This is a genomic window from Natrinema hispanicum (assembly GCF_004217335.1).
GTDB lineage: Archaea > Halobacteriota > Halobacteria > Halobacteriales > Natrialbaceae > Natrinema > Natrinema hispanicum.
Window position 1 is genome coordinate 17240 of the sequence record NZ_SHMP01000002.1, and the last position, 12775, is coordinate 30014.

Consider the following 12775-nt stretch of genomic DNA (forward strand, 5'->3'; position numbering starts at 1 on the left):
ATATTGAGATAGCTTTCTCATCCCGTTGCGTCGGCTTCTTCCTCTCTACGTTGTCAAGGGCATCTTGCAATTCCTCGACAAAGGTCTTGTCGAGATTATCCACTCAGTTTGAGTACAAAGTTCTAACCGATACTATAATTTCGAAACCGTGCAACGAGCTATGCAAGATAAGAACGATATCTATCAGGGGTGATAAGTAGCGCTAATTAAGCGAGTTTATAAGAACGCCCCGCCGCATAGTTGAGATAAGATGGGTCAGTACGAGATTGCGAAACTACTCTACAATTCAGACGAAGGAGTCTCCTTCAGGAGAATTCAAAGCAAGACTGGTGGTGTGGAATCCTCTGTCCGAACATCTATACATAAGCTGATGCGGAAAGACCTCATAGTCGAAGAAGAGCCTGGGAAGATGTATAAGTGGAACCCCGATGCCACTAAAAAAGATTTAGAATCAATTCGTACGTATACAATAGATGAGTTGCGGGATTGATTCGATAGTATGTTAGATGCCGAGCAGACGAATGAAGATTATCTATCTAAAGACGTGTCTATCGCAAATATCGTTGCTTCTGCTCGGTTCGATATGGAAATCGAACTATCTGCAGTTGCAGAAGAATTAGGATCACTTGACAGCGAATGGGTGGAAGATATTGACCATCGATACGAAAAGGGCAACAGACTCATAATAAGTATATCTGATAATAACACAGTAATCATACTCGCTGCATCAGGCGTACATGTCCTTACAGGCGCTAAATCCTATGATGAACTGATTGATGCTCGGCAAAAGTTCTACTACGCACTCGAGGAAATTGGCTTACTTCACTCATCTGAATTCGAGGACATCAGATTCATAGATAAATTTAACGTGAAAAACCTAGTTTGTGTAGGCGAGCTTGACTCAGAGGTGAACTTAAATGCTGCACCAATTGGATTGGGGCTCGAGAATACAGAATACGAACCTGAGCAATTTTCAGGGCTGGTATACCGTCCTGATGAAGGCTCTGCTACCCTCTTGATATTTGCATCTGGGAAAATAGTTATCACTGGTAGCAGAGGTACAGAAACGTCTCAAGAGCTATTCGAACAACTCGAAAAAAGGTTGAATATATTGTTGGAGTAGACCTCTTCTCGTGAAGAGGTGAGGTTAGTTACTTCGCGTCGAACTCGTATTTCCAGACTCGCTCCGTGCTCACCTTGTCGTCCCCATCCTCCTGGTAGACTTCGAACTCGAACAGATAGAAGTGGCTGTTCTCGTCCAGTTTGACGGCGAGTGTTTCTACCGAGTTCGGGTAGTCAGACTTATGTTCAATACCTCGAGTGTTACGGATGAGCTGATTGCGGTTCAGGGTTTCACCAGCACCCTTGGCTTCCACTGCAAGCGCGTGGTGGTTTTCTTCCTCATCGACGCCGACATAGAGGTCGTCCAGTTCAGCTTCGCGCCCCTTAACCCGCATCCGCAGGTGGCTCTGTAGATGGTATGTCTCCAGACCTGTGAAGTCGTCCAGCAGCCCTGCGTACCGCACTTGCGTGAGAGCTCCCTGTTCATCTTTCCCGATGTACTTCTGCACAGGGGCAGGCAGATCGCCAGCGCTCGTGGTGAACGTTGCGTCGATTTCGTCATCATCAGGGACAGGAATCAGCTGTTCCTGCTTCGTGAACATGTACGTCGGGTCAGACCCTTCGCGAGTGTCATCGATGATGACGGCGGTGTATCCGTATTCCGCGATATCCTTGGGAAGTGGACGGCGGCTTCGGTAGGCGTACGGGATATCTGGTACATTCCCCACGCTGATATCCAGCTCCTCCATTGCGTCTTCGATATCACTACGACGGAACGGAATTTCCTCCTCCGTCCCGAACTCTTCGGCCTTCTTCTCGAAGACCCGTTTGATAACGGGTTCGTACTTCGCCATTGCGACCAGACGTTCACATATTGGGACACTAAACATGTCGTTCATTTTATTTATCTTTGTAGATATACCTTAGAAGGCTTTGAAGAACCTCGATAGACAAAAAAGAAAGTTTAGAAATCAACCGTACCTGCGTCCTCAAACACAAAATGATAATCGTCAGGAACTAATTCGAACTCAAGCGACTTCCCGTCCTTTGGTACTGTGAATTCTTTCCGAGGGCGATTCCCAGGACCGCGTACATTCTTCGATTCAAGGAGCCCTCTGTTCTCGAGCTGATTTAGGTTGTTCACTATACTCTCAGCTGTAATATCAAACTCTCCTGAATCAGCTAAATCGGGAGCAGAGATTGGACCGTCTTCTGCTGCTTTCTTCAGCAATCGCAAGCGAACCTCTGAGGCAAGAACCTTGTATATGGATTCTTGGTAGGCGAAATCCTCCGCTTCATCAGACATAGTAGCGACTCCAGAGCGCGAGTTTAAAATACCATTCTTTAATTGAATTATATATAAAGTTATATCAGGAGTGCCTTCATAGAGTCTCGGTAGTAGAATCGAAAAGTAGCAAAGAAAAGAACGAAAAAGACCTACTCGAAACCATGAATACAACTCAGAACAACGAGGTTGATACGTTGAAGCACCAGAGCAATATCGGACGACTCAATGATGTGAGTATCCACAGTTGGTATAGATTTGTCTATGCGTACTCAGATAGGGTGATTACAGGGTTAGCTGACGAATTCGGTATTACCCAAGATGACCTAATCTTGGACCCATTTAACGGGACAGGCACCACCGCCCTCGCAGCGAAGAAGCTCGGCATCGATGCGATTGGTACTGATACCAGTCCAGCCAGTGTACTCTCCGCGCATGTGAAGACGAATTGGGACGTAGACTTAGACGAATTCAGGGAACGGCGGACTGAACTGTTAGACACGCTTGAACCGATTTTCCGCCAGATTAGTTCAGAGGACAATAAGACTCTCTCTGATTTCACCGACGAAGAAGAAGAGGAAATATCGCTTGAGAAGTACGATTTTAGCGAGCCAGAGAAAACACCCAAAGGTTGGTTGAGTGAGAAACCTCTGAAGAAAATGAAGGTTCTGCGGTATCACGTCGAGGAGATGCCTGATGACGAGGTGACAGACCTGTTCAAGCTGGCGATGATCGCCATCCTCCCCGAAGATGTGGGCAACGTCCGCTTTGGTCCTGAAGCTACTCGCGACCGTAAGCAAGAGGGCGATAAGGACGTTCTCATGTTCTTCGAGCAAAAGCTGCGCCAGATGGAAGATGACCTAGAGAAAGTCCAGCGCACCATGCACAAAGATGATGTGCAGCTTGGCGATGTCGAAATCATCCAAGGTGACGCCAGGAAAATTGGCGATAAACTCAAGGAAGAGTCTGAGCTCCTGAATAGTGAGAAACACGAAGGGGAAATAGACTATCTCATCACCTCGCCGCCCTATCCTGCCGAACACGACTATACCAGAAACCAGCGCCTCGAGCTCATCTGGTTGGGTGCTGCAGATAGTAATAAAGAACTACAGAAAATCAAGAAGTCAAATATTCGGTCCCATACGAAGAACATCTATGTGGCCGACGACGAAGGGGAGCAAGTCAACATCCGCGAGAACGACCACATCGATGAAATCGTTACGAAGATGGAGAACTACATCGAGGAAGAAAATGTCTCTCACGGTTTCGGGAATTATTATCCTCGTGTGATTGAGGAGTACTTCGCAGGTATGCAGCACCACTTCGAGCAAGTCTACGACATCATGGCACCGGGTGGGAAGGCAGCCTATGTCGTCGGAGACTCAGGCTCTTACTGGCAGTTCGAAGTCCCGACCGCGAAAATCCTCGGGGAGCTTGCTGAGAACCGTGTTGGCTTCGCTGACACAGAAATCAATCTCTGGAGAAATATGGCGGCCACCACAGCAGACTACGACGACATTAAGGAGAATATCCTCATTCTCACAATGCCAGAAGAGTAGCTACTACTCTGATACAGGTGCGTATCTTTTACAATTACCACAGATTTTGGACTTGTTCTTTTCCTCGTCAGGGATATCTAATTTCTCGAAGTGTGCATGCTGTCTAATGTGGATTCCGATCAAAGCGCCACAATATGATATCCTTTCATCTAACTTCGGAGCTGCAATATTGTTTGTTGGTGTTTAGTATATCCTGTAATCTAGTGTTCAAGTGTTGTAACTCTTCGATTTTCGCCATCGCCGTTGAATTGATCTGGGGGATGGTTGTCATCAGTGAGATTCCATTCGTCGATAGTTCAGTAACGACTTGATCCGATCTGTGAAGACGAGGCCGTACCTGTCATGGATAGTAATGCCAGCGAGTCTGTCAACGTTACTTTGATTCCCCCGTGCCCGAAGTTAGTGCTTAGCTTGAAATTATAGGGAGAATCAAGTATTTTGTATCTATTATTCTGAGATCAGTGTCAAAATTAGGATAGATTTTTGGGCGTTGTTCCCTGTATTTCTAGGAAAACCGAGGAATCAACGTTACGACGTGGATCGAATGAAGCCGTAATTCCATGTGTGACGATTGTGCCAGATGATGTTAAGATGATTGATGATGTGGTGCCTGTTGAGACACTGGTGAAACCGACGATATTCAGTCCCCGATGAAGACTAGGTGTTAGTATCCCTACAGGAGACTGAGGTTCGCCAAACATCAGAAGAACTTGATCGCCAAAGCAAACGCTTAGATCAGTTCACGAGTATATTCTTCCGCTATCTTCAAAATTTCTCGATTGTGCTTGGAGATTCGAGCAGACTGGCGATGACGCCTACCTCGATGGGACTGTGAATGCGTTACAGCGTAGAAGGTCGATCGATGTTCTTTTGAGTGACGGCCGTCTTCCGTCGGGCATGGCAAGTTTCACTGTCGTTGTCGGCGATCCCGACTCAGGGATGGCCTATCAGCTCGAGGCAGAAGACCAGGACGCGAACCGGTTTAGCGGCAAGTCGATCGGCGACGAAGTCGACGGCGGGTCGGTCGGCCTCGACGGCTACACGCTCGAGATCACCGGCGGCTCCGACGAGGCGGGGCGCCCGCTCAACGGCGAGGTCGCCGGGCCGAACCTGCAGGAAGTGCTGATGAACGGCCGGCAGACCGGCTATCACCCCGAGCGTGACGGCGAGCGACGCCGCATCACGGTTCGTGGCCGTGAAGTCTCCGACGCCGTCGTCCAGATCAATGCCTCGATCACCGAGCGCGGCAGCGCCGACGTCGACGAGCTCCTCGGCGAGGGCGAAGACAACGACGAGTAACTCGTATCGATTCACTCGATTCATTTTCAATAGCTGACCGAATTGCGAGCAATCATCCATCAGTGGAGACGGTCCGGTCGATGTGTACGGAGATGGTGACCGGCATCAAACTCGCAGTGCCGGCCAACGACCGCAATGCGTTAGAAAACGGGATGTCTCACTTTTCAATTCTTATCTGAATACCGCCGTCTGATTCCAAATCAGGTAGAGAAAAATAATAGGCAGCAAAGCGTTCAAAGACACTATTTTCGTCACATTTATATCGACAATTGACACCGACTCAGAATTTCTTGACAGAATTTGTGATAAGACGATGTATCGTACTACAAAATAATGGCAGACGGGCGCCGGATGTCGACCGTTCGATTCTATGGAAGTATTGAGGATCGCATGGAGATCTTGACTGAGTTGCTCTCGCTCCTTACTCAGAACGAAGAGGGAGTCCCGCGCGTCGGTAACAGGACAGGGTCGTCGACTGGATCATCTAACACGAACACAATGCAAAGGATGCAGTCGAGGATAGCTTGAATTTCCTCGAGGAACTCGGATTGATCGAGAGCCAAGATACCAACTACATTGCAACACGAATCGGTCGCTGTTATCTCAGAGAGCAGGACCCAATCGTCTTGTACAACGCTCTTCGGACAAGCGTCAAAGGCTTCGACACGATCCTCCGTGCGTTAGCAATCAAACCCAGAACCGACGAGGGCCTCATGGAGTTGCTTGTGAGCGAGTTCGAAGAGTATCAGATGGGGACACCGGGGGTAGTGACACGCCACCGCGAGTGGTTACAGATGATCGGCTACGTCGAACAAGCCGATGATCCGATCGTCGCCCGCATTACTCACGCAACCGTCTTGGACCAAGACACAGCAGCAGAGTTCACTGACGCAGTCGGCTGTGGAGACGTCACCGACGCCATCTTCCCGCATGTAATGTTCCTCGAGCCGATCTACGAGACCGACCTCCACCGGTCGATCTGGAAGCGTCTCAGGGATATTTCGTTGAAGGAGCGTGTTCCCAACCGCTTCAACGGTATCAAGATCGACCTGATCGGTGAGATATCCACGGACGGTATTGGCGTGGGGCAAGTCGTTAGTTTCCTCACAGACGTGATCAATCGAGGTCCCGCCAGCGAGGACCTCGTACAATTCCTCCGTCGTGACCGCTACATTCTCCCCGAGCTCCAGCGGAAGTTCCTCATTGAGACTGTTGACGACAAAATTAAGCAGGTACTCTTCTTTTAGCTCGTTGTCTGCTTGGGTTGATTGCACACCTTCGCCAAACAGACATTCATCCTAATCCGATGTGATCGACTGATTATTATCTCTTGCTATCACTCTGGATTCGTGGTTGGCGATTTTAATAGCGCGCTTTCACCCTAACATCTGTCTCCATTTGCAAGTGGCTGTCACAATAGATTCGTTCTGCCCTAGCTGATTTATCTAGGCCGAAAAACTGTTGGCTCAATCCGCGTTTCTAATAGTTCTATGTCGCTAAATGCACTCTCTTTACTAGGAACAATCGCTACACAGGGAATCAAAGCTTGCTTGAGTCCTTCCCGCAATTCTGACTCTGTAGGCTTTCCTGCAAAGATCGGCAATTTGGCAGTGAATGGAGTTCCATATACCATAAAATCTAACCGGTATAAGAATCCGTACTCCCGTATAGACTGTTTGTATTCCAATGTACTCTCCGAATAGTTAAACTTCCAATGTTTAGCCGCATCAAATACTGCGCCTTGTCCATCTAATTCCGTATCAACTTCGCTCTCCAAGACTGGCTTCACCCGATATCGAATCTCCATCAAAATTGGATCCACACTTGAAGCCGAATCTTGGTACACAATTGGTTTAACACTCTCTCCCTTTTCCTCATCCGTAAACTTTCCAAATCGAGAGATGAATTCTGGTGTGATTTCAGAATCAGTATGGTCAAACAAGATGGGTAAATATTTGTCTCTGCCTCCGCGAGACAACCCACTCCAAATATGCGCAGCTGGGATTCGTTCTTCCCCAGACCTCGGCTGAAGGTCGGGGATTGTGAAGATGGGTTCCCGAGTGTTAAGATCACTTTCAAATTTGGTCTTACTCATCAATCCGAACCTGCAAGTTGATAACGTCGCTCAGGCTATCGATAGCAGCATTTTCATATGCTGTATACGATACCCCTTGCTGCTTAATCAAATCAAAGAGAAGTTGGATACTCTCCTCCGGCAGCCCACCTTCATCACCTACTGTTTGCCGGCCCTCCTCAAGTGACGTAACTAACTTATCGAGATCCTGTACCGCCGCAATCGGATCCTCCGCTATTAAGTCTGCGAACGCATCTGTTTTCCGAAGAACGTCGGGTTCGCCCAGCGATGTATCCTCTGTGAGTACTCGGATTGCAGTACTGTACATATCCCATCGTGTTATGACCGTAGTCCTCCAGTCGTCATATTGCTCTCTAAGATCATGTACATCCTCAATGACTTCTTCGACATCATCAGGAGTGATTTCTGTAAGTCCGTCCGAAACTTCTTCAAGTAAGCCCACCCCAAAGATAGCTGCATCTTCCTCTGGAATAACGTTCCTGAGCTCATCGATTTCTTCTAGAGGAGTCACCATATGCGCAGCTTCTTTCAGTTCGGCTCCCAATTCCTGCAATGATGCCGCTAACGAGTCCTGTGGTGTGTTGATGATTTCATATACCCTTTCTTCAGCAGGCATTGCAGCAGGGACATCACACGCAAAGAGAACTTGAAGGGAGGCGTCGATTTCTGACAGGACTGGTTCAACGTCATCCGCTTCCGGGACTTTGTGATTAGTCCATTCGGCAGGAAAGGGGCCAATGTCCTGTTGTTCTAATTCTAACCAACCGTATCCATAAAGGATCTCTCCAATTTCCCATAGTCGAGTTCCAGTCCGCCTTGTCGCTTCAATCTGTGGTATTATTTTACCACAAGGCTCTAACAACTGTTGAGGTTTCTGGCTAATTATGCTCTTAACATGGTCTTGTTCTGCATCCCTACAATCGTCTAATAATGTAAGTATCTCATCATACGCGTCTCGCGCATCAATTAGTTCAGATCGTTCCCATGATTCGAGCTCATTTTTAAATATATTTCGAACTGAATCTTTGAAAGACAATTCGAGTTCTGATTCAATACGCGCAATGTAGTCTAAGATTCCTTGTAGCAGTGGTTCCCGAAACACCTCCTGCATTTCTCGATGAACTCTTACTATCTCTCTAGGAGGAACTGGATTCTTGGTGTATTGCTCGAATTGTGTGAATGTCTCGGCCAAAGCTAACCGTTCAGATGAGCCATATTCCTTATACGTATCAGTAGCCTCTTGGAGCCAACTGAGGAACATTTCATATTCTTCGATGTAATTTGATACTTGTCGAGTTGCGGCCTTGGTGTCCTCAATGAGTTCGTCCATTATTCACCCTCCCCCGTTGCCAGAACATCAGCATAGAAATCAGCCAGCGACGTCTGGAGCTTCGCTTGTGAATCTTGCATAGCAGCGAAATCCCGCTCAAGCTGACGAAAGGCTTGATTGAACTCGCGAATCTTGGCTTCATGCTTCTCAGCATCCTCTTCAACCGATTTGAGTGCTTCCTCTTTCAGTGGATCTATTTTTGCACCTCCTTGAGAGGCATGGAAATCAAATGCCTCTTCCGCATACGCTTCTAACTTGGTGAGAGCTTCTTCTTCCGAGTAATTCGTGTGGTTGTAGACTGAACCTTGCTCAATAAGTTGCATTGCTTGATTAAATGTCCCTTTGAGATCTTGGACAGCAAATAGATCCGCTCCTTGCACTGTATTTTGAATAGTAGTAATTTGCTTCTCGTAGAGCGAGAGATACACATCCACCACTGCAAAATACGCTACAGCTACACCAGCGAAACCACGATTGTCTTGCGTTAGCGTCACTAACCTGTCAACGTGTTCACCGAGTGAACCGAGATGACTTCGTCGGTTCCTGATTGGGTCGGTAATAATTTCTACTGAGTTTCCATAATCATCCGGAGGAGTGAGCTTGTCATTAAGTGTAGACACACGGTTTTTAGCTCGTTCCAACTCCTCTCGACCGCTCGAAATTCGATCCCTTGGTGCATCAAATAAGTCCGGTAGATTAGCAAACCTTTCAAACGCTACGGCCTCTAATATAGTTCCAAGAATGAATTGCTGTTGGAGCTGAGTAGTTACTACTGAATTCCGAAGTGGTGCTATTTGCCCGTTTTCTACGTTGGAGTCACCATCTGTGCGCTTCACACGTTTTATGATGTCTTCTGTCGATTGATCTGATAAGTCTAACAATGTTAGTAGTAAGTCTTGGAGGTTTCCGACACTTTCATCTCGAGAATTGGCTTCCTCTCGTTGGAACCGCCGCCAGAACGTTTCCAGATCGGTTGTTATACCTGAGGTAGTCAGGGTAGACTCAATAAACTGGGTAAATCCAAATTTATTTCCCGAGACCTCTATGAACTTGTTTTCGACACCTGTGTTGAGAGTACTTTCAATAGTTGCAATATCTTCATAATTTGTGAGGTCATAGCGAGATACCCCGATAGAAAATGCAAGCATGTTCAAGACCTCTGATTGAGCGCCATATACACCGGGAGCGGTGACGTCTGGCCCAACTTGGCCGGATAATTGCTCCGTCCAGATCGGCCTATCTGCTTCATGTCGAGTAAACTGATCCTCAAACGACCGCACTGCACTCCTGGTTTCGCTTTTCGCAATTTCGTTGAGTTGAGAAAATAGTGATGAAATCACATTCCGTTTGTCTCGGACATTTTCCTCAGCTAGGACATCACGCACAGTAGCCGCCTGAATTTCCCCAGTCTTCTCATATTCTTGTTCTAGATAATGTTGGAGATGGTAGACGAATTGCCAGAGTCGATCTTCTTTGTTTAAAATAATATTTATTCGATTTAATTCCTGTAGCCGATCAAATTCATCGTCATCGACATCTCCATTTGCACTACTTGGAGCAAAGAAGACGTAGACCTTCGAGAATTCGTCAGGAGAGAGTGCGTCTTTAATATGATTCTGTAAAATATTCTCCGTTGGACAAAATACAACCTCGTACTGAGTAGCACGGGTAGACACGTTGGGATCGATCGTGATACCAGTAGACAAATTCTCGCGAAGTTCCTCAGTGGTTTTTTCCGTTAAACGGGAAGGATCAACGGCGACTGGTGGATAGGCGTCGTTAACAATCTGAAGATCAGGAAGCCAAGGCTCTACTGGCGGATCGTTGACGAAGTGGTTATAGAACTCTGTTCTCCATTTCGAACACAGGGAATTAGTGTCGAGTTCCTCAAGTGCGTTGATTAATTGGGCACGGTCTCGTGTGCTTGCTTCGAAGGACAAAATCAGATCAGATAACAAATCTATAAACCCGGCAACAATCGGTTCCTCTGTGAATATCACACCTGGTACGTAGAGATTCCCCTCAGCCCTCGACGAGACGGGCACAATATTTTTCATGAGACGCTCTACGTTTTGTTCGAGAAGTTGCTTCGCGTCTGGAGAAAGTTCTGGTTCTAACTCGAGAATGAACTTGAGGATTAAATCTGCTGCATCAGATGCATAAATGGCGTCCTCCCCTTCTCTTTCCCAGTCACTGTACTCGTCGTGCATGAACATGATCTCTCGGCGAGCATCATCCCATTCAGGAGAGGGAACCTCTTGAGTCCACACCTCATTGTTGATTGGTGTAAGTCCCTCAAATTCCCGAGTACTGATATCACGCACCCATTCTGCAACTTCAGTATCTGTTTCTGGTGCTTCGTCAACGAGTTTGTTGGCCCATCCAATTCGACCTCGGGATAACCACCAGATACCTGGGGCAAGTTGTTCGTCGACCTCTGGGCGTCGCTGTTGAAGCTGAGTACGGATATCCTCGACATCGAGAATGGGAACACGTAGCTCTTGAAAACGGGCGTAGTCCGCCGGCCCGAGCTCGTAAGCAGCGACGAGACCAAATGCCCAGACTTGATAGACACCATCTGGATCATCAAGAAGAACTCGAAGGGGATTGTCATCGTCAACGAAATCTGCTTCTCGAATTCGTGTATAGGCTTGTTCAATTTCGTCAACGAGCAAGATTGCAGTTTGGTTAGCGCTTATACCCTCTGAGAGACCTTGAACATACTCTTCTTTGTCGGAAATATGGTTCCAGTTTGGTAGCCAATCTACAACCTCTCCTTCGGCGAGATCATCTACTTGAGCTGAAACTCGATTCGAGAGCCACTCAGAGATGCTAGCGTTTTCACTATTATCGAATTCGTTAAAGATCGTGTTCGCGTCGGTGTATAGTGCAGGAATTCCGTCTTCCCAGGCATTATTGAAGCCCTCATACAAGAGTTGGGTTTTGCCAGTGCGGTAGGGTCCAACGAGAGCAATAGGGTCGCGTTCATGGCCTTGATCGATATCGTTGATAGCACCGAGCAATTGCTCTTTGAGTTGAGCATGGTCGTCGGTGAAGTCCCTCCATTCATTTTCTGGGCTGGCAAGCCTGCGCTTCATTGGTAACATTCAGTCACGTACATATTTTCAGTGTTGTGATTATCGTTTGATAACAGCAATCTACTCACTCTTCGGCTGCGATCTCTCGTACGTATAATAACGTGACCTCCCGGTATTGGATACGGGGAGTCATTTTGACACAAAGATAATAGTCAGTCTCCCCATTATGTGTGACCGGTGAGTGTTCAATTACGAAAGACTGCTGTTCGCCAGGTTCTATGGTGGGTGGATTCCGATCTGTATCAGGGTGAGTAATCCAACCGTCCGTAGAATTATTATCTCTAGTCGTGAACGTGCTATCGTAGAGTCTATATTCAACTGTTGGGTCTATCATCGGTGCAGTTCCATTGTTTCGAAGTTCTACTTCGTACTGGAATCCGTTATTTCCCTCACCATAGTCACCATTGTAATAATCGTTCTCGAAGACGACGTCTGGATACGGGCGTTCTGCCTGCAGGAAGTTAGTGAAAAAGAGTGCAGTAGCATAAAATAATGTGACAATTACAATAGCATCAAAATTCGACACCTTGTATGCTACAATAACGATTATAACAGTACCGACGGTTGAGATGGCTGTCGACCAAGCTCGGACTCCTCTAGTAACATTATAGAATGTGATCCAAAATCGTACCCAAGCACGAATATGGTAACCTTTTTGCCAACATCTAATACCGATTATAATCAACATCAAAACGATAATGGCTATCTGCAAACCACTGAAATTATGTCCTACAATCAAGCCATATGGCATAGTCAGTAAGGAAGAGATTCAAGTCAATATATAAGAAACTGCCTGTCGACAAAGGCCCATTCTTTGGGTCCTGGTGAATCCATGTTTACAATATAATGAGCGTGTCATACAATAGTTCTCAACAGTCATTATTCACGCCATCAATCTTGAACAAAACCAATAATTGGCAAAACTACAGGCTCATACGCGAATTGAGAGCTGTATAATCGTCAGGCAGAGGTTGTGAGACGTATTCTATGACACGCTGATATAATAGGTATCGTCTCAAAGCGGTCTAGAGTTTCGAGCGATGGTTG

10 protein-coding genes and 3 pseudogenes are annotated in these 12775 nt (G+C 46.9%); 5 read left to right on the forward strand and 8 right to left on the reverse strand.

The features are described from left to right. Positions 1-4: 4 nt before the first annotated feature. A pseudogene (locus BDK88_RS22480) lies at positions 5-103 on the reverse strand (IS630 family transposase); the annotation flags it as partial. Positions 104-250: 147 nt separating this feature from the next. On the opposite strand from BDK88_RS22480, the gene BDK88_RS00400 reads away from it, so the two are divergent. Both BDK88_RS00400 and BDK88_RS00405 read left to right on the forward strand, forming a co-directional pair. Next, complete coding sequence (locus BDK88_RS00400; protein ID WP_130498660.1) at positions 251-490, forward strand: hypothetical protein; 240 nt, start codon at positions 251-253, stop codon at positions 488-490. 9 nt (positions 491-499) lie between these two features. Continuing rightward, positions 500-1123 (forward strand): TATA-box-binding protein, encoded by a 624-nt coding sequence (locus BDK88_RS00405; protein WP_130498661.1) that lies wholly within the window; start codon positions 500-502, stop codon positions 1121-1123. Between the two features lie 28 nt (positions 1124-1151). Here BDK88_RS00405 and BDK88_RS00410 read toward each other — a convergent pair whose 3' ends face one another. Together BDK88_RS00410 and BDK88_RS00415 are read right to left on the reverse strand one after the other, a co-directional pair. Next, positions 1152-1916, reverse strand: coding sequence for a hypothetical protein (locus BDK88_RS00410; RefSeq protein WP_130498662.1), 765 nt, complete (start codon positions 1914-1916; stop codon positions 1152-1154). 110 nt (positions 1917-2026) lie between these two features. Further along, positions 2027-2368: a helix-turn-helix domain-containing protein gene (locus BDK88_RS00415; RefSeq protein WP_130498663.1), complete on the reverse strand. Its 342-nt coding sequence runs from the start codon at positions 2366-2368 to the stop codon at positions 2027-2029. Positions 2369-2511: 143 nt separating this feature from the next. Here BDK88_RS00415 and BDK88_RS00420 point away from each other — a divergent pair, with 143 nt between their 5' ends. From BDK88_RS00420 to BDK88_RS22485, 3 genes and pseudogenes are all read left to right on the forward strand, one after another. Beyond that, the gene (locus tag BDK88_RS00420; RefSeq protein WP_130498664.1) at positions 2512-3906 is read left to right on the forward strand and encodes a DNA methyltransferase; all 1395 of its coding nucleotides are present in this window, start codon (positions 2512-2514) and stop codon (positions 3904-3906) included. 897 nt (positions 3907-4803) lie between these two features. Beyond that, positions 4804-5205: a 30S ribosomal protein S6e gene (locus tag BDK88_RS00425; RefSeq protein WP_130498665.1), complete on the forward strand. Its 402-nt coding sequence runs from the start codon at positions 4804-4806 to the stop codon at positions 5203-5205. 29 nt (positions 5206-5234) lie between these two features. Continuing rightward, positions 5235-5345, forward strand: a pseudogene (locus tag BDK88_RS22485) (DUF7112 family protein); the annotation flags it as partial. A gap of 780 nt (positions 5346-6125) precedes the next feature. Here the strand turns inward: BDK88_RS22485 and BDK88_RS00435 are convergent. The 5 genes and pseudogenes from BDK88_RS00435 to BDK88_RS00455 form a co-directional block, all read right to left on the reverse strand. Beyond that, positions 6126-6479: pseudogene (locus tag BDK88_RS00435) on the reverse strand (ISH3 family transposase); the annotation flags it as partial. 167 nt (positions 6480-6646) lie between these two features. Then, positions 6647-7300 (reverse strand): hypothetical protein, encoded by a 654-nt coding sequence (locus BDK88_RS00440; RefSeq protein ID WP_130498666.1) that lies wholly within the window; start codon positions 7298-7300, stop codon positions 6647-6649. Further along, positions 7293-8630: a hypothetical protein gene (locus BDK88_RS00445; protein WP_130498667.1), complete on the reverse strand. Its 1338-nt coding sequence runs from the start codon at positions 8628-8630 to the stop codon at positions 7293-7295. Before BDK88_RS00445 ends, BDK88_RS00440 begins: the two co-directional genes overlap by 8 nt. Then, positions 8630-11728, reverse strand: coding sequence for a hypothetical protein (locus BDK88_RS00450; protein ID WP_130498668.1), 3099 nt, complete (start codon positions 11726-11728; stop codon positions 8630-8632). The genes BDK88_RS00445 and BDK88_RS00450 overlap by 1 nt, the downstream gene beginning before the upstream one ends. A gap of 64 nt (positions 11729-11792) precedes the next feature. Then, the gene (locus BDK88_RS00455) at positions 11793-12254 is read right to left on the reverse strand and encodes a hypothetical protein (RefSeq protein ID WP_130498669.1); all 462 of its coding nucleotides are present in this window, start codon (positions 12252-12254) and stop codon (positions 11793-11795) included. Positions 12255-12775 lie beyond the last annotated feature (521 nt).